The organism is Luteimonas sp. GW821-FHT14E02, from assembly GCF_058803905.1.
This window is the reverse complement of record NZ_JBXAPK010000002.1, coordinates 541,677-562,042: the sequence shown is the minus strand read 5'-3', so window position 1 is coordinate 562,042 and position 20,366 is coordinate 541,677. Positions and strand designations below refer to the sequence as shown.

The following is a 20,366-nucleotide window of genomic DNA, read 5'->3' as shown; positions in this document are numbered from 1 at the left end:
TCTCCGCTTGTCCGCGCTCATTTCTGCACCACGTATTCGGGCGAATTGATGATCAGGTACAGCGCTTCCTGCACCCGCGTGCGCCGCTCCTCGGCAGTGCCCGCCGGCATGCCGTTCAGGCGTTCGAGCAGGATCTGGCGCAGCGTCGCGGACATCTGCCCGGACAGGAACAACACGTTGTAGCGATCAAGCAGCGCGCCGGGATTGGCCGCGAGCGGCGTGTCGCGATTGAGGTCGATGGTGTACTCGTTCGGCCCGACATCGGGATTTCCGACATAGACGTCGTAGATCTTTCCGCCGAAATAGCTCTCCGTGCTCGGCATCATGTAATCGGTCGCCAGCTGCAGTTCCGGCGCGGCCAGGCCGAGCTGGGTCAACTCGCCCGTGGGCCGGTATTCCGGACTGAAGAAGTTGAACACCGATGGGGCGTACTGCGGCGACTGGCCGAGATTCATCTCCAACGTCCAGAACTCGTCCAGATGCCCCGATTGCGATCGTGCATTGAGCGCGCGCCACAAGTGGGTCAATCGCAGCAGCGGCTCGCGCACCTTGCCGAAATGCGGTGGCTGCGACGCCAGGGCGCGTGCTTCGGCGTCGTACAGGATCGCCTTGATCACTGCCTTCATGTCACCGCGCACGCCGGCGCCGTTGTTGTTGAACGCCGCCGCGACACGCGACACGTAGCCCGGACTCGGATTGCTGGTGACCAGCCGCTGGATCAGCTGCTTGCCGATGAACGGCCCCACATTGGGATGATTGAAGATGTTGTCGAGCGCGGCCTTCAGATCGCTCTGTGCGGTGCCGCCGCCCGCCAGGACGCCGTTCGGCAGCGCCACACCCGGATACACCAGCAACTGCTTGCTCTGCGCAGACGCGTGGTACGCCGCCTGGCTTTCCATCCGCGTCACCCAGGCGGGATCGGCGGAATCGTAGATGTAGCAATCGGTGAAATACCCCATCGCCTCGCAACCATGGAACGTCCAGCCGGTGAAGACGTGGGCGAAGCCCTTGACCGTGTTCTGGTTATAGGTCGGGATCGGATTGCCGGCGCTGTCGCGCTTGAGCGTGCCGTCGATATTCAGTTGTACCAGGCCGACGCTGAAAAGCTGCATCACCTCGCGCGCGTAGTTCTCGTCGGGCCGGATGTTGCGCGTCTCGTCCGGCTTCTGGTTGCCGAGCATCGACAGGAAGATGCCCATCACCGGATGCAGGGTGATGTCCTCCAGCAACGTGCGGAAGTTGCCGAAAGAATCGCGCGCCAGCGTGTCGTAGTAGTGCGTCATGCCATGCGGCGCATTGCCGAGCTCGTCCGAAGCGGCATCGGACACGACGAAGATCTCGCTCAGCGCGAAGGCCACGCGTTGACGCAACTGGTCCTTGTGCACGAACGATGCATCGAACGGGTCCTGCCCGCCAATCGCGTTCATGAACCACGCATCCACGCGCCAGTCTCGCTGCGTGTCCGGGCCGGCTTCCTTCAGGAATTTCAGCTGTGAGGACACCGGTTGTGCGACCTGGTCATCGATCCAGGCCGCGTAGCCCATCTGGCGCACGCGCGCCATTTCCTCCAGCGTCGGGCCGAAGGTCGCCTGCGTGAGGAAGCGCGCCGCGTCAGCGTCAGTGAGCGCCTTGCGGACCGGCGGCGTCGGCCCCGAGATCGGCGGAATCCTGATAGCGCCACCGGACACGATCGGCACGGGCGCCGCGATCGGCAACGCCCGCCGCCTGGTGTCCTCGCGGACCGTCCCCGCCACGACTACCAGCAGGAGCACGCTCGGCCACCACGCACTCGACCACCATGCGCCAGGCCGCCACGCGCTCTGCCACCAGGGCAGACGCGTCCACCATCCCCAAACCATCATCGCCGCGCTCTCCCCTGGGCGTCGGCGTGCAATCTAGCGTTCGGGCGAAAGCTTGAACGTGATTCTCGACACAGCTTGTACGGGCGTCCAGTGCGCGCCCGTCATTCAGTCGAGGCGCTTGCGGAAGCGCAGGATCGCCAGCGTCATCATCACCGTGGTGAAGGCGAGCAACGCGAGCACGTCCGGCCAGAGTTCGAACAGGTTGGCGCCGCGCAGCATGATGCCGCGGATCAGGCGCAGGAAATGCGTCAGCGGCAAGATCTCCGCCAGCCACTGCACCACGCGCGGCATGCCGGCGAACGGAAACATGAAACCCGAGAGCAGGATCGACGGCAGGAACACGAAGAACGTCATCTGCATCGCCTGGAACTGCGATTGCGCGCGCGTGCTGATCAGCAGGCCCATGGTGAGATTCGCCAGGATCAGCAGCACCGCGGCCAGATAAACGTCGAAAATGCTGCCTCGGATCGGCACCTCGAACAGCCACATGCCCAGCACCAGGATCACGCTGGTCTGCACCAGCCCGATCACCGCGTATGGCAGCACCTTCCCGATCATCAGCTCCGAACGGCTGACGGGCGTGGCGATCAGCAGTTCCATGTTGCCCCGTTCGCGCTCGCGCACGATCGCAACGCCGGTGAACAGCACCATCGTCATCGTCAGGATCACGCCGATCAAGCCGGGCACGATGTTGACCGCGGAACGCCGCTCCGGATTGTAGAAACTCACCACACTGATCTGCCCGCCGCCGGGCAGGCCGCTGCCGGCTTGCGCGGCGCCGACGCGTGGCGAGATCAGGTTCGTCGTCGGCGTGCCATCCAGCGGCGTCTGCGCCAGTTGGATCGCGGCGCTCTGCACCACCGTGTCGCTGCCGTCCACCAGCACCTGCACCGCCTCGCGGCCATCATGGCGGCGACGCTCGAAATCCGGCGGGATCACGATGCCGACGCTGATCTCGCCGCGACGCAGGCGCTCCATGAGTTCCTGCGGCGCGGTGGTGCTGTCCCCTGGCGCGATCACGCCGGTCGCCACCATGTCCATCACCAGCGCGCGCGAAGCCGCCGTATTGGCCTGATCGGCGACGCCCGCCGACAACCCGCGCAGATTGAGATTGATGGCATAGCCGAACAGCACCAGCTGCATCACGGGAATGCCGACGATCATCGCCAGCGTGATGCGATCGCGCCGCATCTGCCGCACTTCCTTCAGCATGATGGCGAAAAGCCGGCGTAGTCTCATGCGTGCGTCTCCGGCCGCGTGTCCTCGCCCCTGCCGCGGGTGGCGGAGACGAACACATCCTCAAGATTCGGTTCGGCGGTTTCCACATCCGCCTGCAAACCTGCCGCCGACAATGCCTCGCGCAACCGGCCGACGGCATCCCCGCCGTGCTCGGACAACACGCGCAGACTGTTGCCGATCTGCGCCACGCTCAGCACGCCCGACACGTCGATCAAGGTCTGCTGCGCGTTGCGCGGCTGCGTCGCGTGCACCACGGCCGTGCGCCCTGCCAGCGCACGCGTCAGCTCGACCGGCGTGCCATCGGCGACCAGCACGCCGCGATCGAGGATGGCCAAACGGTGGCAACGCTCGGCTTCGTCCATGTAATGCGTGGACACGAGGATGGTGGTGCCGCCATCGGCGAGATCGAAGAGCTTTTCCCAGAAATCGCGACGCGACTCCGGATCGACCGCACTGGTCGGCTCGTCGAGGAACAACAGCTCCGGTTGATGGATCACCGCGCCGGCGAGCGCCAGGCGCTGCTTCTGCCCACCGCTCATCGTCCCGGCGAGCTGCTTCTGGCGATCGGCGAAGTGGTACTGCTCGACCAGCTGGTCGATGCGGCGCGCCGTCTCGGCCTTCGGCACTTCCTGCACGGCGGCAAGGAATTCCAGATTCTCGCGCACGCTCAAATCCTCGAACAGCGAGAATTTCTGCGTCATGTAGCCGATCCGGCGGCGCAATTCCTCGGCCTGCTCCGGAATCTTCAGACCGAGCACCTCGATCTGGCCATCGGTCGGCGTGAGCAGCCCGCACAGCATGCGAATGGTCGTCGACTTGCCGGACCCATTCGGCCCGAGGAAACCATAGACATGCGCCTTGGGCACGGTGAGATCGACGTGGTCGACGGCGGCGAGCTCGCCGAAGCGCTTGGTCAGCCCACGGGCACGAATGGCGACGTCGGCGGCCATCCCGGCATTCATTCGCCGTTATCCGAAACAAATTCAGCTCGCACCGGTAGCCCTGCCGGGAGTTCGCCAGCCCCTTTGTCGAGTTGAATCTCCGCAAGCCAGCTCAGCCGCGTCGCGTCCTTCCCGGACAATGCGTAGTAGGGCGTGAAACTCGGATCGCTTCGGATCATGCGAACCTTTCCGTTCAACGCCTCCTCGCGCCCGTCGACGAATACCCGCACAGCCTGCCCCACGCGCACGTTCGCACGAATCGGCTCCGGCACGTACACGCGCGCATACGGCGCCGACCCCACCAGCATCACCACCAACGGCGCGCCGACAGGTGCCTGATCCCCAAGCTTGTAAGGAATCGTATCGATACGCCCATCGCGTGGCGCGATCAGATCGAGCTTGCCCAGCGTCACCGATTGCGCCCTCGCCTGCGCTTCCGCCGCGGCGAGCGCGGACTCGCCCTGCGCGATCTGCTCGCTGCGCGTGCCGCGTTCCAGTTCCAGCAACGCCTCCTGCGCCGCGCGCACCTGCGCCTGCGTGTTGCCCGCGTTCGCGCGCGCACGATCGACGTCCGACGCCGCCACCAGCCGCTGCCGCCCCAGCGGCAACAAGCGTTCGTAATACGCCTGCGCATCGCGCGCCTGCGCCTGTATGGCCGCGAGGTTGGCGCGCGCCTGCGCGATGTCCTCGCTGCGCGGCCCGGCCTTCAGCTCGCTCAGCCGCTCGCGCGCTTCCCGCGCCTGCGCTTGCGCGGCCGCGAGTTGCGATTGCGTGAGCGCCAGTTCCAGTTGCATCAGCGGCTGTCCCGCGGTCACGCGCTGGCCCTCGCGCACGTCGATGCGGGCAATGCGTTCGGAGGTCGGCGCCGGCAGGGTGACGCGATCGTATTCGAGCGTTCCCAACGCGTGCGGGGTTTCGTCGGCGCAGGCGGCAAGCGACCACACCAGGACAGCCGCAATACCAGCGCGACGCATCGGGGAAATCCAGTTTGTCGGAATCCTGCTCATCGAAATTCGGATCATCGAAATCCGGTCTGTCGTGGCGAGCGTCATGATTTCAGCTCCAATCCGCGATCGAGCAATGCGATCGCATGGGTTCGAACATCGTCCAGGTCAAGATCGTCGGCATCGAGCACGTGGCGCCAGATCGGCGCGCCCGCGGCCGGGAACAGGGTCAGCCCGATCAGCGAGGTCATCAACAGGCGCGGATCGAGATCGAGATTGAGTTCACCGCGCGACTGCGCGTCCGCGAAGCGCTTGACGATCAGACGCGCCACGCCTGGCGCCGCATGCTTGATCAGCAGATCACGCAGCGCGCCACCTTCGCTCAGCACTTCCCGCACCCACAGTTGCGGCCACCACGGGTTCTGCTTCATCACTTCGGTGACGCCGCAGACGAAGCCGGCAACGGTCGCGGCGATGTCGTCGCCAGCGGCCTGGACGCGCGCGCGAACCGTCTGCAAGGCCGGCAGCATCCGTTCCGCGGCCAGGGCTTCCACCAGCATTGCCTTGTCGCCGAAGTAGTAATGCAACAGCGCTGGCGTGACCTTGGCTTCGGTGGCGATGTCCCGCAGCGAGGTCGCCGCGATGCCGCGGCGGACGAAGCAGGCCAATGCCGCATCGAACAGGTGGTCCCGGGAGACGGGCTCCGCGCCTTTCGGGCGCCCGGGCGCGCGCTTCTTGGCGGCTGGGATCGGCTTCCCGCCCCCGGGCGGCGAAGCCGGGGAACGTTTGCGCGTCTGGGGTGGGCGGGAGCTCATCGCAAATATTTAATTCAATAATTAATTAAAATGCAAGCCCTTCCTTCTTCCCGCCGCCTGGACCTGCGCCCGGCTCGCCGTGCTGCCTGCCGAGTCAGTGGCCGTCGCCCCCACTCCGGCAAACCCCGTGTCTGACTGCCGCTGCACGCGCTCACGCGGAAAATCCTGAATCCGGGCCCTGAACCCGCTCACCCCGCCCCTATCACCACATCCACAGGGGCGCTGCGATCTCTCGCAACCCCTTCACTTCTCCGGTGTTATCGATAACGGAGCGTCCCCACAGGGCCGATGCGCGCGATCGCCATGCCGATCGCGCGGGGAAGCCGGACTCACGATCCAGTGCCGCGACAGGACATCCCGATCCCATCTTTTCGAGGAGCATGCGCATGACGTCGAACCAAAATCGGTCTCCAGCCCTGATCCTGCCGCCCAAGCGCGAACTGATCGATCCTTCGCGCCGCTCCTTCCTGGGCACGACCCTTGCGGCGGGCACGGTCGGCGCGCTGGCGGGCTGGTCGCCGGCGAGTTCGGCCGCATCGGCCAGCACGCGCATCGTCGCCAAGCTGACCGGCCCGAACTCCTGGAACGACAAATGGGCGCTGGTCGGCACCGACCTCGGCGTGATGTGGGACGACATGCGCGGCAACGTGCTGTTCGCCTTCGGCGATACCGCCAACACCATCAATCCCAATGGCGGGCCGGGCAACTTCCAGGCGAAGAACGCGCTGGTGCGCAGCCGCGCCACATTCGAGGACATGCGCAACGGCATCATCTTCGATTCCGGCGTGCGCGATCCCTGGGGCAACGTGCGCACCATCTTCGAGCCGCTGTATCCGCAGTGGTCGTGCATTCCCACATCCGGCTTCGCCGCGGGCTTCGGTTCGACCTCGCGCCAGATCATGAGCTACATGCAGGTCTACGACTGGAACGACGACGGCGGCTGGAGCTGGAAGACCGATCACAGCGGCCTGGCCTGGTCCGACGACGACGGCGAGCACTGGCTGTGGATGGAAGGCGCGTCCTGGGCCAACAATCCCGATCGCTCCGATGTGTTCCAGGTGATGGCGCTGGCGCCGGATGACGATGGCTGGGTTTACCTGGGCGGCACCCAGAATGGCCGCCGCAACGACGGCCTGCACATGGCGCGCGTGCGCATCGATCGCATGCACGACCGCACCCAGTACGAATATTGGGACGGGCGCGAGTACCGTGTCGGCGCGCCGGCGGTCTCGATCGTACCCGGCCCCGTGGGCGAACCGAACCTGCACAAGTTCGGTGCGCTGTGGCTGCTCACCTATATCAACGTGTTCGCCAATTTCTTCACGGGCGCGATCCAGTTGCGTACCGCGACGCGCCCCGAAGGCCCCTGGTCGGCGCCGCTCAATCTCATCGGACCGGCGCAGCTGCCCGGCATGTACGGCGGCTTCATGCATCCGTGGAGCCGTGGCAACACGCTCTACACCACGGTGTCGCAGTGGAATCCGTACTGCGTCCATCTGTGCGAGCACATCCTGCCGTTCAACATGAACACCGGGCCTGGGCTCTGAGCGCTTCGCGATCGCGATAGCCAAGAGGCGGGTTGGAACAGGCGCGCCAAGGATACCGGCCGGCCAGGCATCCTTCGGCATCCGCGAGGCACCCATTCTCGCGCCGGCGCCTGAGGGCGTAGTCTTGATACCCCCTCAGGCACGCCCCACATCCCTGTCGATGAGCACCCCGCACCAACGCGACTTCACCCTCGATCCCGCCGACAACGAACGCCTGGCCAATCTCGCCGGCCCGTTCGACGGGCATCTGCGCCAGATCGAACTGCGGTTGGGCGTGGAGATCGCCAACCGCGGCAACATCTTCCGCGTGACCGGCGCCGATGCCGATGCCGTCGCGCGCGCCGAAAAGCTGCTGCGCACGCTTTATGCCGAAGCCGGCGAGGAAGTCTTCGATGGCCAGAGCATCAACCTCCGTCTCAACGCGACCGGCGCCGACAAGGCCGACAGCACGGATGCAGGCTACGCGCCACAGGACGTCGCGATCCGGGTCAAGCGCGGCACGATTCGCGGACGCGGCCCCAATCAGCAGAAATATCTGCACGCCATCGCCACCCACGACATCAATTTCGGCGTCGGCCCTGCCGGCACCGGCAAGACCTTCCTCGCTGTCGCCAGCGCGGTCGAAGCGCTGAACGAATCGCGTGTGCAGCGCCTGATCCTCGTGCGCCCCGCCGTGGAAGCCGGCGAGAAGCTGGGCTTCCTGCCGGGCGACCTGTCGCAGAAGGTCGATCCCTACCTGCGCCCGCTCTACGACGCCCTCTACGAAATGATGGGCGTCGAGAAGGTGCTCAAGCTGCTGGAAAAATCGGTGATCGAGATCGCGCCGCTGGCCTACATGCGCGGCCGCACGCTCAACGATGCCTACGTGATCCTCGATGAAGCGCAGAACACCACCATCGAACAGATGAAGATGTTCCTGACGCGCCTGGGCTTCGGCAGCACCGCCGTCGTGACCGGCGATCTCACCCAGATCGACCTGCCCAAGCACGTGAAATCGGGGTTGCGCGATGCCGTCGACGTCCTGCGCAACGTCGATGGCGTGAGCTTCACTTTCTTCGAGGCACGCGACGTGGTGCGGCATCCGCTGGTGGCGCGCATCGTCGATGCCTACGACCGGCGCGATACCAGCGATGCCGAGACCGGGCCGTCAGGCGAGTCACGACATGCTTAGCGCGGCACTGCCGCGCTGTCTTGGCGAGCGCCCGGCCATTCATGGCCGGGCCGGACGACCCGCAAACCTTGGAAGTGACGCCAGGGATGGCAGTAGGTGTATCGTCACCCGGCGAATAACCACTCCCCCCGGCATGCGTTGTCACAATGACTAAAGGCCCGATCCGCCTTGATGTTTCCGTCGGCTACGCGTTGCCCCGCGCCGGGCTGCCCGCGGCGGTGAGTTTCCGCCGCTGGGTCGCGGCGGCACTGGCCGGACGCATCCGCGAAGCCGATCTGGCGATCCGCCTGGTCGACGCCAAGGAAGGCCGCGCACTCAACCGCCACTATCGCGGCAAGGATTACGCCACCAACGTGCTGAGCTTCCCGGCGGAGTTGCCGGAAGGCGTCAAGCTTCCCCTGCTCGGCGATCTGGTCCTGTGCGCGCCCGTGGTCGCACGCGAGGCACGCGAGCAGAAGAAGACACTATCGGCCCACTACGCCCATCTCACCGTGCACGGCACGCTGCATCTGCTCGGCTGGAATCACGAGGATCCCCGCGAGGCGGAATGCATGGAAGCGCTGGAGCGCGAGATTCTCGCGTCGCTCGGGATTGCGGACCCCTATCTGCTGCCCTGACCCCGGCCGAGGCCAGGCGATTCCGGTCAAGCGGAATCGCCCATTCCGCTAGAGGCAATCGATCAGCCCGTCGTAGATGGATTGATTTGAGCCGGGAAGCGTGGCGTACAGCGGTTCGCTGCCTTGCAGCGCCGCCAGCAGGGACTCGATCGTGGTCCCGGACGCCAACGATGTCTTGCAACGCCAGAAAGCCTGATGCGCCGAAATCTTGCCAGTGGCTGGATCGATCTCCTCGATGCTGCCGGCGAACACCCACACGCACATGCCGATGCGGCCGGTGGCTTCATCCACGGAGCAGTTGTATCTCAGCGACTGGAGATTGCTGTAGTCGCCTTCGCAGAAGGTGTCGCCACAGATGTCGTCGAAATTGCGACGAAGTCCGTGCTGGATATCGAACCAGGCTTCGTATTCGGCATCCGTGTCCAGATACGAAATCGCCTCGACATAGTTCGTGCCCGGTTCGCTCTGCGCGAGCGCAGGCGTGCTCGTGCTCACTGCGGCGAGCGTCGCAAAAATCATCAGGGAGTGCAGAAATCGGAAACGTGAATGCATCGGAATCCTCTCGATCATGTCAGAAAATGTTTGTGTCCGCCGTTGCCCGGCGGGCACGATCAGAGTGCCGAGACGCGCGAACGGCCTGTATCGCGAATCCGAGCACCGGCGCATCGGAATGCAGGGCATCGCGCAGTCGGCTTTTCCCGACAACGACGCAAATCAATCACTTACGAAACAGATTCCGCATATCGCGGCATTTCGCAGCGTGTGGCCTATGGTTCGCCGACAGCCTGCTAAACTGGGGACAAGGCCCATCCGGGCACTGATATGACCGCAATGTCCGAGGACGACAGTAGTAAGCCCTCCCCCGAGTTCCCGGAAAAACGGGACGCTCCCGAAAAAAGACGCAGCTGGCTGGACCGGATCGGCTCCATGCTCTCGGGTGAACCTTCCTCCCGTGAAGATCTGGTGGAACTGCTGCGCGACGTGCAGGCCGACGGCCTGATCGCGGCCGACACGCTGCGCATGATGGAGGGCGCGCTCAACGTGTCCGACCTCACCGTCGGCGACGTGATGGTGCCGCGCGCGCAGATGGTGGCGTTGCCGGCGGACGGCAAGTTCCTCGACCTGATGAAGCAGGTGGTCGAATCCGGCCACTCCCGCTTCCCGGTGCACGGCGAGGACAAGGACGAGATTCTCGGCATCCTGCTCGCCAAGGACCTGCTGCGCGGCGTGGTGGCCGACAACGGCCCGGGCACGGTTCGCGAACTGCTGCGGCCGGCGGTGCTGATCCCGGAGAGCAAGCGACTGGACGTGCTGCTGCGCGAGTTCCGCCAGTCGCGCAACCACATGGCGATCGTGATCGACGAATACGGCGGTGTCGCCGGATTGCTGACGATCGAGGACGTGCTGGAGCAGATCGTCGGCGAGATCGACGACGAGCACGACGACGCCGAGGACCCGAACGCCCTGATCGCGGCCCAGGCCGATGGTCATTACATCGTCGACGCGCTGACGCCGATCGCCGACTTCAACGAGCGTTTCAGCGCCGATTTCGACGACGACGAATACGACACCATCGGCGGCCTGGTCACCGCCGCCATCGGCCACCTGCCGGAAGCCGGCGAGGAACTGACGCTCGGCCGTTTCGGCTTTCGCGTGGCCCGCGCCGATGCGCGCCGCCTGCATGCCTTGCATGTCAGCGTCCTGAGCGACAATTGACATCAGCTTTTCCTTCTCCATCCTGGAGAAGGTGGCGCGCAGCGCCGGATGAGGGCGGGGGAATCACTCGCCAGGAATGTTTCCGTGGGACAGCATTTTCCCGCCCTCATCCGCCCCTTCGGGGCACCTTCTCCCAAAGGGAGATGGGAAATCTTCTTCCTCCTTCTTTCGGTCTCTCCACCATGCGGTCGCTACCCGCCTTACTGTTGCTCCTGTGCCTGTTGTTCCCCGCTGCCGCGTCGGCCGCGCCGCGCATCGGCGTGATGACGATGGAGCCCGGCACCATCTTCTTCGAGCGCTTCGGCCATGACGCTCTCGTCGTCGACGATCCCGCGCGCGGCGAAACGATCTCGTACAACTACGGCTTCTTCGATCCGGGCGAACCCGGCTTTGTCGGACGCTTCGTCCGTGGCGTGATGATGTATCAGCTGGTGGCGCTACCGCTGGCGCAGGACCTGCAGTACTACGACGAAACCGGCCGCGGCGTGTCGATTCAATGGCTGAACCTCAACGACACCGAAGCGAGACAGCTCGCCGCCGCGCTGGCCGTGAACGCCAGGCCGGAGAACGCGCGCTATCGCTACGAGTACTTCACCGACAACTGCTCCACGCGCGTGCGCGATGCCGTCGACAAGGTACTGGGCGGCGCGCTGAAGCGGCAGATCGAAGGACGCTCGCACGGCAACACCTATCGCGGCGAGTCGGTGCGGCTGGCCTCGCCCGCCTGGTGGATGTGGCTCGGCTTCGACATCGGCCTCGGCCCGTCAGCCGACCGGCCGCTGTCGGTGTGGGAGGAATCGTTCGTGCCGATGCGCCTGGCCGATGCCCTGCGCGAGGTGAACGGCAGCGACGGCAAGCCGCTGGTGCGGTCGGAGCAGCGCCTGCTGCCGCATCGCATCGCACCGGAGCCGGCGGAATTCCGCCTGGCCTGGTGGCCCTGGCTGCTGTGCGGACTGCTGATCGCCGTCGTCGCGGTCTGGGCGGCCAGACGTCGCCCGCGCACGGTCGCGGCCGTGGCGCTGCCGTTCTGGGCCCTGTGCGCGATCCTCGGCGCACTGATGGGCTTCCTCTGGCTGTTCACCGCGCATCGCTTCGGCTGGAGCAACCACAACCTGCTGCTGTTCAACCCGTTGTGCCTGTTGCTGCTGCCCGGCGGCTGGCGCCTCGCGCGCAGGCGCGAGGCCGGGCCCTGGTTCGGCCGCTGGCTCGCCGTGATCGTGGTCTGCGCCGTCCTGGCGCTGTTCCTGCTCTGGCTCCCGGTCGAACCGCAGCGCAACGCGCACTGGCTCGCGCTGTTGTTGCCGGTCCACTACGGTCTGTTCCTCGCATTGCGTCGCCGCTGACTTGCGGACAAGCGTTGCGCGGCGCACGATTTAGCGATGAACGATGCCGTACAAGTCCCAGCAAGGCCCACGTGCGTAGTGAACTGCTCCCTGTACAACAAGCAGGGCAAGCTGCGCGACATCACCCTCGACGAAATCAGCGATGTACTCAAGGTCGACGACGACAGTTTCGTCTGGGTCGGCCTGTACGAGCCCGAGGATGAGGTGCTGGAAAAGCTGCAGGAGGAATTCTGCCTGCACGATCTCGCCATCGAGGATGCGCAGAAGGCGCATCAGCGCCCGAAGATCGAGGCCTACGGCGACTCGATGTTCATCGCCGTCAACACCGCGCAGGTGATCGACGAGCGCATCCGCTACGGCGAAACGCATGCCTTCCTCGGCCCGCGCTATCTGGTCACGGTGCGCCACGGCGCGACGCTGTCGTACGCGTCGGTGCGCGCGCGCCTGGAGCGCGAGCCGGAATTCCTGGAAATGGGCCCGTCGTACGCGCTGTACGCGGTGCTGGATGCCATCGTCGACAACTACCTGCCCATCGTCGACGAATTCAAGGACACGCTGGTCACGCTCGAGCAGGACGTCTTCACCGAAACCTTCCGCCGCGGCATCCTCAGGCGCCTGTACGATCTGAAACGCGAACTCACCTACATGCGCGTGGCGGTGACGCCGCTGCAGGATGTGCTGTCGCAGCTGGTGCGCACCACCAGCCCGCTGGTGCCCGGCGAAGTGCATCTGTATTTCCGCGACGTGCTCGACCATTCCGTTCGCATCAACGAGACCATCGACGCCCTGCGCGACATGCTGGGCACCGCGCTCGGCGTGAACCAGGCGCTGGTGACGCTGTCACAGGGCGAGGTGGTCAAGCGCCTGGCCGGCTGGGCGGCCCTGCTCGCGGCGCCGACCCTGGTCGCCAGCTGGTACGGCATGAATTTCAAGCACATGCCGGAACTGGACGGGCCCTACAGCTACTACATCCTGATCGGCGGGCTGGCACTGGCCTGTTTCGGGCTCTATCGCTACTTGAAGAAGATCAAGTGGCTTTGAAATCGCGCCGACATGTCCTCCCCTCTTCTCGTCGGCTGCAATCGCGCTTTCATTTTTCCTAGCTCGCCGCCCCTGCCAGAAAACCGTCGATCGTCGCGATTTCGATGCGCGCCCCTTGATAGTCGATGGCGATACTCTCGAAGAAGTCTCCGAGCGCTTCGTATAATCGCGCGGCAGCCGGGGAATCACTCGCGAAAGCAGAAATCTCGCGCATTTCAGCTACCCAGCGATAAGCCTTCGGATACATGTCTGGAAGCGTCGTCGTTAACCGTGCAAGCAGCTGGGGCTGGCTGGCCTGCAATTCTTCACGAAGGGCAACGGTCGCACCGGCACGACCAGCCGCCAGCACCATGGCGGCGGCGATCCCGGTCAACCCCTTGTTGATGCCGGCATAAGACATCTTGAGCGCGGACGCGGCCCCCACTGGCCCCTCGATGATCCGCGTATCCAATCCCAACCCGGCGAGACCGCCAAGCTCCCGCGCCGGCTCGCCGGAAAAATAGAAGGTCGGGCCGACCACATCAGGCGTGGGTGGAAACCCGATGATGGCGGCATCCGCGAAGCGCGTGCCGCTCGCGGTCACGATGTCGGCGACGTGTTGGACCGTCCGAACATCGATGGCATTGCAATCGACGAAGATTGGTCGATGGACACTACTTCGGAGAAAGGGTGCAAGTTCCACGGCAAGAGCGACTGCCTGGGCCGGCGGAACGATCGACAGGATCACATCGGCTTCCGCGATACGTTCCATCTCGACGCCGATCATGCCGGCTGCTTCGGCACGGCTTCGCGTGTCGGCGCTGCGCCCTTCGAGCACCGTGATCACGCGGACACCGTGATCGGTCAATCGGCGTGCCACGGCACTGCCCATTGCGCCCGGAGCGATGATGGCGATCTCGCGAAACATGAGCATTCTCCTTTTATCGAACCAAGTCGGACATCACGGCATGGGGCGCCAGCTGCGCCTCGAAACCGGTGCCTGCAAGATGGGCAGTGTCGCTCGACCATCCGCTTTCTGGACCTCTTGGCCGAATCCGCCAAAAGCATCGAACTATTCCAAATAAGCCTGATATGCCGCCGAGGCCCAGCCAGCATGATGGCTTGAAACCACGCCGGATAAAGATCTCCGACCATGCGCTGAAAGGCTGCGACCAAAGTCGTAGACCGGAAATCCCCCCCATTGCGGCATTGCGCATTGACCTTCGCCCCTCCCCGCGCGACCCTGCGCCATCGCTCGGAGGACTGGCAATGAAGAACGGTTTCGGCAAGCTGGCGTGGGCGGCACTCGCCATCATCGGCGCCTTCTGTCTCGGCACGATCGCGCTGCGTCGCGGCGAACAGATCAACGCCCTGTGGATCGTGGTGGCGGCGATTTCGCTGTACCTGATCGCCTACCGCTATTACGCGCTGTTCATCGCCAACAAGGTGTTGCAGCTCGATCCCACGCGCTCGACGCCGGCCGTGCTCAACAACGACGGCCTCGACTACGTGCCGACCAACAAGCACGTCCTGTTCGGCCACCACTTTGCCGCGATCGCTGGCGCCGGCCCGCTGGTCGGCCCGGTGCTGGCGGCGCAGATGGGCTACCTGCCCGGCTTGCTCTGGCTGATCGTCGGCGTAGTGTTCGCCGGCGCCGTGCAGGACTTCGTCGTGCTGGTGCTGTCCTCGCGTCGCAACGGCCGTTCGCTCGGCGATCTGGTCCGCGAGGAGATGGGCCAGATTCCCGGCACCATCGCCTTGTTCGGCGCCTTCCTGATCATGATCATCATCCTCGCCGTGCTGGCGATGGTGGTGGTGAAGGCGCTGGCGGTCAGCCCGTGGGGCATGTTCACCGTGGTGGCGACGATGCCGATCGCCATCCTGATGGGTGTGTACATGCGCTACATCCGCCCCGGCAAGATCGGCGAGATCTCAATCGTTGGCGTGGCCTTGCTGCTGTTCTCGATCTGGCTGGGCGGCAAGGTCGCCGCCGATCCGGTGTGGGGGCCGGCCTTCACCTTCAGCGCCACGCAGATCACCTGGATCCTGATCGGCTACGGCTTCGTCGCCTCGGTGTTGCCGGTGTGGCTGCTGCTGGCGCCGCGTGACTATCTCTCCACCTTCCTCAAGATCGGCACGATCATCGCGCTGGCGATCGGCATCTTCGTCGTGATGCCTGACCTGAAGATGCCTTCGCTGACACAGTTCACCAACGGCGATGGCCCGGTGTGGAAAGGCGGCATCTTCCCGTTCCTGTTCATCACCATCGCCTGCGGCGCGGTTTCCGGTTTCCATGCGCTGATTTCTTCCGGCACCACACCGAAACTATTGGCGAGTGAAGGCCATGCGCGCTACATCGGTTACGGCGGCATGCTGATGGAATCGTTCGTGGCGGTGATGGCGCTGGTGGCGGCATCGATCATCGAACCGGGCGTGTACTTCGCCATGAACAGCCCGCCGGCCGTGGTCGGCACCGATGTGCATGCCGTCGCTGCGGCCGTGTCGCAATGGGGTTTCACGATCACGCCTGATCAGTTGGAAGCCACGGCACGCGAGATCGGCGAGACCACCGTGCTCGCCCGCGCTGGTGGCGCACCGACACTGGCTGTCGGCATCGCACAGATCCTGCACAGCGTGCTGCCCGGCGAAGGCATGATGGCGTTCTGGTACCACTTCGCGATCCTGTTCGAAGCATTGTTCATCCTCACGGCGGTGGACGCGGGCACGCGCGCAGGCCGCTTCATGCTGCAGGACCTGCTCGGCAACTTCATTCCGCCGCTGCGCCGCACCGAATCGTGGACCGCCAATCTCATCGCCACCGCCGGCTGCGTGGCGCTGTGGGGCTATCTGCTCTATCAGGGCGTGGTCGATCCGTTCGGCGGCATCCAGACGTTGTGGCCGCTGTTCGGCATCTCCAACCAGATGCTGGCGGGCATCGCCTTGATGCTCGGCACCGTGGCGCTGTTCAAGTTGAAACGCGACCGTTACGCCTGGGTGTGCGCGGTGCCTGCGGCGTGGCTGGTGATCTGCACCAGCACCGCCGGGTTGATCAAGATCTTCGACAGCAATCCCGCGCAAGGTTTCCTGGCGCAGGCCGGTAAGTTCCAGAAGGCGATCGACAGCGGCGAGATCGCCGCGCCCGCGAAGTCGGTGGAGCAGATGCATCAGGTGGTCACGAACGCCTACGTCAACACCGGGCTGACCGCGCTGTTCCTGTTCGTGGTGTTCAGCGTGCTGATCTATTCGGTGCTGAGCATCGTCAAGGCGCGTCGAAATCCGCAGCGCAGCGACAAGGAAACGGCATACGTCGAACTCGATCCGCGGCAGCTGGCGAACCTGTGATGGGCACTGCACTCGTCACGCTCGATCACTACCAGGCGCACAAACGCGTCTGGCGACGGCTCGTGCAGACCGCGCGACTGTGCTGCGGCGTGCCGGACTACGACAACTATGTCCGGCACATGCTGGAGAAGCATCCTGATCGCGAGGTCATGGATTACCCCACTTTCTTCCGCGAGCGGCAGGAAGCGCGGTATGGCGGTGGGAAAGGCTTTCGCTGCTGTTAGTAGCGGTGCGAGCGGGCAAGCCTGCGCCACGTAGCGGTCATCACGCCGTGGCGCAGCGTCCTCTTATCCAGCGCCAGCCATGGTGCGCAAGGTGATGCCCACGATATAAGCCAGCACCGTCCCGGTCGCATAACCCAATGCACCGAGCAAGGCGCCCACCGGCGCCAGAGAAGGATGAAACACCGACGCCACGACCGGCGCCGACGCCGGCCCGCCGATATTGCTCTGCGAACCCAGCGCGAAGTAGAAGAACGGCACGCGCAGCAGCCGGCCGACCAGATACAACAGCAGGATATGCACCGCGATCCAGATCAGGCCCAGCGCGAACAGCCAGGGTTTGTCGGCCAGCGCCAGGATGTCCATCTGCATGCCGATGCAGGCGATCAGGAAATACAGGAACAGCGTGCCGATCTTCGAGGCGCCCGCGCCGTCGAACTCGCGCAACCGGGTGAAACTCAACCCCAGGCCGATGAACGTGGACAACACCACAACCCAGACGAAGGGCTCATGCAGGCTCACCGTTTTCGCCCACGACACGTTGGCCAGAAACCAGCCAGCGATGGGCGTCGCGACCGCATGCGATAACCCGACTGCGCCCAGCGCGATGCCGACGATGATCATCAAGTCCGACAAGCTGGCAATGCGCTGGTGCTGCTTCTGATAGCTGACCAAACGCTGCTTCAGATCTTCGATCGCACGCGTATCCGCGCCGCTGCGCGCGTCGATCGCCTGCGCGCGGTTGGCGAGGAAAATCAGTACCGACATCCAGACATAGCCGACGCCGACATCGACGACCACAAACTGGCCAAACGTGGTTTCGTCGACTGCGAACACTTCCTTCATCGCAACCATGTTGGCGCCGCCGCCGATCCAGCTGCCCGCCAGCGCCGCCATGCCGCCCCACGTATCGCCGGCCACCGTTTCCGGATGGAACACGCTCATGATCCAGAACGCGGCGAAGGCGCCGAGCATCACGCTGATCGAGGACGCCGCGTACATGAGCAACAGTTTCGGACCGAGCCGAAGCACGCCCTTCAGGTCGATGGTCAGGGTCAGCAGCACCAATGCCGCTGGCAGCAGAACGCGGCTGGCGACCGGGTTGTAAAGCTTGCTGGCATTGCCATCGATCAAACCGGCGCTGTTGTAGATGCCGGGAATGAAGTAGCACAGCAGCAGGGCCGGCACGTAGGTGTAGAAGCGCCGCCAGAATCCCGATTCGCGCGATTCGGTCCAGAACACCAGCCCCAGCGTTCCGGCGATCAGACCGAGCACGACGATGTCGTTGGTGATCAGGGCGGTGCCGGCGGGTTCGCTCATCGTTCTCCCAAAAACGGTATCGGACACGACCCGGGGTTCTGGCCGAAGGCCGTTGTCCGGATCGACCCGCGCGTCATTGCCGGGTAGCGATCGTCGCTACCCGGCCACAGGTCACTGGCCGATGTGTTGCTTCAACCAGGCATTGACCGTGTCATGCCAGAGAATGCTGTTCTGCGGCTTCAGCACCCAATGGTTCTCGTCGGGGAAGTACAGGAATTTCGACTCGATGCCCTTGCGCTGCAATGCCGTGAACGCACCGATGCCCTGCTCCGCCGGAATGCGGAAATCCTGCTGGCCGTGGATGACCAGCATCGGCACGCGCCAGTCCTTGACGTGGTTGACCGGGTTGAACTTCTCGTAAGCCTCGGGCTTGTCGTACGGCGTGCCGCCCTGTTCCCACTCGGTGAACCATAGCTCTTCGGTGGAGTAGCCCATCATGCGCTGATCGAATACGCCGTCATGGTTGACCAGGCACTTCCACGGCGAATTCCCGCTCTTATCGAACCAGTTGCCGGCAATCCAGTTGACCATGAAGCCGCCGTAGCTGGCGCCGAGCGCGCAGGCCTTCTCGCCATCGAGGAAATCGTACTTCTCGAGCGCAGCCTTCCAGCCTTTCTGCAGATCTTCCAGCGGGCGGTCGCCCCAGTGTTCGCTGATCGCGTCGGTGAATTTCTGTCCGTAACCGGTCGAACCGTGGAAGTCGATCATCACCACGGCGTAGCCTTGTCCGGCATAGGTCTGCGGATTCCAGCGATAGCTCCAGCCGTTGCCGAAGCTGCCCTGCGGGCCGCCGTGGATCAGGAACGCCACCGGATACTTCTTGCCGGCGGTGTAGTTCCAGGGCTTCACGACGTAGCCGTAGACGGTGTCGCCGTCCCAGCCCTTAAAGTTGAACTGTTCGAAATCGCCGAAGCGAACATCCGGAAGCTGCTCCGCGGCGCTGGGAGTGATCTCGCGCATGGCGTTATCACTCCCATCTTCGAGCCCCACCGCGACGAGAATTCGATTGCCGCTCTTCAACGAATTATTGGCGACGGCGAGCGTCTTGCCAGCGATCACGAATTCGGCGACCGACTCACCACCCACCATTTGCGAAACACTGCCATCCTCTATCGTGACTTCGAACAGCGGGTGATTCCCCAGTTCCTGCGCGGTGGTGTAGATCTCCTTGCCGTCCGCGGACAAGGTGATGCCGTCGGCGGAGCGATCCCATTCCGGCGCGATCTCGCGCGTGGTGCCGCTGGCCAGATCCATCGCCATCAGTGCGAAGCGATCGGCCTCGAAGCCGGGACGCTTCATGGCGCGGTAGTACAGCGTCTTGCCATCGGCGGAGAATGCCGGACCGGTGTCCCAGGCGGGATTGGATGCGGTGAGATTCTTCGCCGTACCCGTGCCGTCCGCGCTCACCAGATACAGATCGAAATTGGTCGACCACGGTTCCGTGCGATCGGCCTTGCGCGCGCTCAGCACCAGCGACTTGCCGTCCGGTGCCCAGGCATATTCGCTGCTGTCGCCGAACGGTTTCGACGGAACGTCGCCGGATACGTCGGCGCCGGCCAGCGTCGCGGCCGCCGCGGCCTTGGCCTTCGCGGCCGGAAGCGCGGCGACGAAGACGCGATTGAGACGGCCATCGTTCCACGCGTCCCAGTGGCGGATGAACATGCGATCGAAGATCTTGCCGCTGGCCTTGGCCTTCTCGGCGGTGTCGGCCTTGTCCTTCGTGCACTTGAAGTCGGCCTTGCAATCGGCGAAGGCGACGGCACTGAATGCCACTCGCATGCCATCCGGCGACAGCTTGTAGCTCTCGACGTCGGCGGCGAAAGCAGTGAGCTGACGCGGTGCTCCGCCCGCGGCCGGAATCGCGTACAGCTGCGATGAGCCCGATTTCGCGCTCAGGAAGTACACGATGGAGCCATCCGGCGAGAACGACGGCGAATTGACGTTCCAGCCTTCCGGCGTCAGCCGCTTCGGCGGTGCCGCGTCGCGCGCGAACAGATCCTCGATCCACAACGACGTCGAACGCTTCGCAAGCTGGTCGTCGATGACCGCCTTGGCGAACACCAGTTTGCGTCCGTCGGGCGACAGCGTCGGCGAGGAATAGCGATCGAGCTTGACCAGATCACGCACCTCGAAGCCACGTTCGGCGAACGCCGATACGGGCAATGCGAGCAGGAGCGCGGCGGACAGGACGGCGTGTCGAAGCTTCATGGAAATCCTCAATCAGAAAGTCGATCGCCATCGCGTCGCGCTTCGGCGACGCGATGACAC

Annotated in this window: 17 protein-coding genes; 8 read left to right on the top strand and 9 right to left on the bottom strand. The window is 64.5% G+C overall.

The features are described from left to right. Positions 1-17: 17 nt before the first annotated feature. The 5 genes from AC1RNP_RS05520 to AC1RNP_RS05500 form a co-directional block, all read right to left on the bottom strand. Positions 18-1,862: a DUF1800 domain-containing protein gene (locus tag AC1RNP_RS05520; RefSeq protein ID WP_493050242.1), complete on the bottom strand. Its 1,845-nt coding sequence runs from the start codon at positions 1,860-1,862 to the stop codon at positions 18-20. Between the two features lie 105 nt (positions 1,863-1,967). Then, positions 1,968-3,101, bottom strand: a complete 1,134-nt coding sequence (locus tag AC1RNP_RS05515) for an ABC transporter permease (RefSeq protein ID WP_493050241.1) — start codon at positions 3,099-3,101, stop codon at positions 1,968-1,970. Further along, complete coding sequence (locus AC1RNP_RS05510) at positions 3,098-4,033, bottom strand: ABC transporter ATP-binding protein (RefSeq protein WP_493050294.1); 936 nt, start codon at positions 4,031-4,033, stop codon at positions 3,098-3,100. The genes AC1RNP_RS05515 and AC1RNP_RS05510 overlap by 4 nt, the downstream gene beginning before the upstream one ends. 26 nt (positions 4,034-4,059) lie before the next feature. Then, the gene (locus tag AC1RNP_RS05505; protein ID WP_493050240.1) at positions 4,060-5,016 is read right to left on the bottom strand and encodes an HlyD family secretion protein; all 957 of its coding nucleotides are present in this window, start codon (positions 5,014-5,016) and stop codon (positions 4,060-4,062) included. Positions 5,017-5,090: 74 nt separating this feature from the next. Continuing rightward, entirely contained in the window at positions 5,091-5,801 is a 711-nt protein-coding gene (locus tag AC1RNP_RS05500) for a TetR/AcrR family transcriptional regulator (protein ID WP_493050239.1), read from the bottom strand. A 386-nt stretch (positions 5,802-6,187) separates the two neighbouring features. Between AC1RNP_RS05500 and AC1RNP_RS05495 the strand changes: the two genes are divergently transcribed. The 3 genes from AC1RNP_RS05495 (at position 6,188) to ybeY (ending at position 9,136) form a co-directional block, all read left to right on the top strand. Beyond that, a complete protein-coding gene (locus tag AC1RNP_RS05495; protein WP_493050238.1) occupies positions 6,188-7,348 on the top strand; it encodes a DUF4185 domain-containing protein in 1,161 nt (386 codons plus the stop codon). A gap of 160 nt (positions 7,349-7,508) precedes the next feature. Then, the gene (locus AC1RNP_RS05490) at positions 7,509-8,519 is read left to right on the top strand and encodes a PhoH family protein (RefSeq protein ID WP_493050237.1); all 1,011 of its coding nucleotides are present in this window, start codon (positions 7,509-7,511) and stop codon (positions 8,517-8,519) included. Positions 8,520-8,665: 146 nt separating this feature from the next. Beyond that, on the top strand, positions 8,666-9,136 hold the full coding sequence (gene ybeY / locus AC1RNP_RS05485; protein ID WP_493050236.1) for an rRNA maturation RNase YbeY: 471 nt from the start codon (positions 8,666-8,668) through the stop codon (positions 9,134-9,136). A 48-nt stretch (positions 9,137-9,184) separates the two neighbouring features. Here ybeY and AC1RNP_RS05480 read toward each other — a convergent pair whose 3' ends face one another. Then, positions 9,185-9,688, bottom strand: coding sequence for a hypothetical protein (locus AC1RNP_RS05480; protein WP_493050235.1), 504 nt, complete (start codon positions 9,686-9,688; stop codon positions 9,185-9,187). Between the two features lie 279 nt (positions 9,689-9,967). On the opposite strand from AC1RNP_RS05480, the gene AC1RNP_RS05475 reads away from it, so the two are divergent. The 3 genes from AC1RNP_RS05475 to AC1RNP_RS05465 all read left to right on the top strand — a co-directional run bounded on the left by AC1RNP_RS05475 (position 9,968) and on the right by AC1RNP_RS05465 (position 13,236). Next, positions 9,968-10,852, top strand: a complete 885-nt coding sequence (locus AC1RNP_RS05475; RefSeq protein ID WP_493050293.1) for a CorC family transporter — start codon at positions 9,968-9,970, stop codon at positions 10,850-10,852. Between the two features lie 182 nt (positions 10,853-11,034). Then, entirely contained in the window at positions 11,035-12,195 is a 1,161-nt protein-coding gene (locus AC1RNP_RS05470) for a lipoprotein N-acyltransferase Lnb domain-containing protein (protein ID WP_493050234.1), read from the top strand. Positions 12,196-12,231: 36 nt separating this feature from the next. Next, the gene (locus AC1RNP_RS05465) at positions 12,232-13,236 is read left to right on the top strand and encodes a magnesium and cobalt transport protein CorA (protein ID WP_493050233.1); all 1,005 of its coding nucleotides are present in this window, start codon (positions 12,232-12,234) and stop codon (positions 13,234-13,236) included. A gap of 58 nt (positions 13,237-13,294) precedes the next feature. Here the strand turns inward: AC1RNP_RS05465 and AC1RNP_RS05460 are convergent, their stop codons facing one another. Continuing rightward, complete coding sequence (locus AC1RNP_RS05460; RefSeq protein WP_493050232.1) at positions 13,295-14,143, bottom strand: DUF1932 domain-containing protein; 849 nt, start codon at positions 14,141-14,143, stop codon at positions 13,295-13,297. Between the two features lie 341 nt (positions 14,144-14,484). Here AC1RNP_RS05460 and AC1RNP_RS05455 point away from each other — a divergent pair, with 341 nt between their 5' ends. Continuing rightward, positions 14,485-16,557, top strand: a complete 2,073-nt coding sequence (locus AC1RNP_RS05455) for a carbon starvation CstA family protein (protein WP_493050231.1) — start codon at positions 14,485-14,487, stop codon at positions 16,555-16,557. Then, positions 16,557-16,781 carry a YbdD/YjiX family protein gene (locus AC1RNP_RS05450; protein ID WP_226468829.1) on the top strand — a complete coding sequence of 75 codons (225 nt, stop codon included), beginning with the start codon at positions 16,557-16,559 and terminating at the stop codon, positions 16,779-16,781. Before AC1RNP_RS05455 ends, AC1RNP_RS05450 begins: the two co-directional genes overlap by 1 nt. Before the next feature lie 63 nt (positions 16,782-16,844). On the opposite strand, the gene AC1RNP_RS05445 is transcribed toward AC1RNP_RS05450, so the two are convergent. Together AC1RNP_RS05445 and AC1RNP_RS05440 are read right to left on the bottom strand one after the other, a co-directional pair. Beyond that, on the bottom strand, positions 16,845-18,098 hold the full coding sequence (locus AC1RNP_RS05445; RefSeq protein ID WP_493050230.1) for a DUF819 family protein: 1,254 nt from the start codon (positions 18,096-18,098) through the stop codon (positions 16,845-16,847). A 111-nt stretch (positions 18,099-18,209) separates the two neighbouring features. Beyond that, positions 18,210-20,306, bottom strand: a complete 2,097-nt coding sequence (locus AC1RNP_RS05440) for a dipeptidyl-peptidase 5 (protein ID WP_493050229.1) — start codon at positions 20,304-20,306, stop codon at positions 18,210-18,212. Positions 20,307-20,366: the final 60 nt, after the last annotated feature.

Bases quoted from the DNA above. Each gene is read 5' to 3' on its own strand.
- AC1RNP_RS05445 (WP_493050230.1), bottom strand. From the start codon at position 18,098: ATGAGCGAACCCGCCGGCACCGCCCTGATCACCAACGACATCGTCGTG.
- AC1RNP_RS05520 (WP_493050242.1), bottom strand. From the start codon at position 1,862: ATGATGGTTTGGGGATGGTGGACGCGTCTGCCCTGGTGGCAGAGCGCG.
- AC1RNP_RS05455 (WP_493050231.1), top strand. From the start codon at position 14,485: ATGAAGAACGGTTTCGGCAAGCTGGCGTGGGCGGCACTCGCCATCATC.
- AC1RNP_RS05465 (WP_493050233.1), top strand. From the start codon at position 12,232: ATGAACGATGCCGTACAAGTCCCAGCAAGGCCCACGTGCGTAGTGAAC.
- AC1RNP_RS05495 (WP_493050238.1), top strand. From the start codon at position 6,188: ATGACGTCGAACCAAAATCGGTCTCCAGCCCTGATCCTGCCGCCCAAG.
- ybeY (WP_493050236.1), top strand. From the start codon at position 8,666: ATGACTAAAGGCCCGATCCGCCTTGATGTTTCCGTCGGCTACGCGTTG.
- AC1RNP_RS05515 (WP_493050241.1), bottom strand. From the start codon at position 3,101: ATGAGACTACGCCGGCTTTTCGCCATCATGCTGAAGGAAGTGCGGCAG.
- AC1RNP_RS05470 (WP_493050234.1), top strand. From the start codon at position 11,035: ATGCGGTCGCTACCCGCCTTACTGTTGCTCCTGTGCCTGTTGTTCCCC.
- AC1RNP_RS05480 (WP_493050235.1), bottom strand. From the start codon at position 9,688: ATGCATTCACGTTTCCGATTTCTGCACTCCCTGATGATTTTTGCGACG.
- AC1RNP_RS05475 (WP_493050293.1), top strand. From the start codon at position 9,968: ATGTCCGAGGACGACAGTAGTAAGCCCTCCCCCGAGTTCCCGGAAAAA.
- AC1RNP_RS05440 (WP_493050229.1), bottom strand. From the start codon at position 20,306: ATGAAGCTTCGACACGCCGTCCTGTCCGCCGCGCTCCTGCTCGCATTG.
- AC1RNP_RS05500 (WP_493050239.1), bottom strand. From the start codon at position 5,801: ATGAGCTCCCGCCCACCCCAGACGCGCAAACGTTCCCCGGCTTCGCCG.
- AC1RNP_RS05460 (WP_493050232.1), bottom strand. From the start codon at position 14,143: ATGTTTCGCGAGATCGCCATCATCGCTCCGGGCGCAATGGGCAGTGCC.
- AC1RNP_RS05490 (WP_493050237.1), top strand. From the start codon at position 7,509: ATGAGCACCCCGCACCAACGCGACTTCACCCTCGATCCCGCCGACAAC.
- AC1RNP_RS05505 (WP_493050240.1), bottom strand. From the start codon at position 5,016: ATGCGTCGCGCTGGTATTGCGGCTGTCCTGGTGTGGTCGCTTGCCGCC.
- AC1RNP_RS05450 (WP_226468829.1), top strand. From the start codon at position 16,557: ATGGGCACTGCACTCGTCACGCTCGATCACTACCAGGCGCACAAACGC.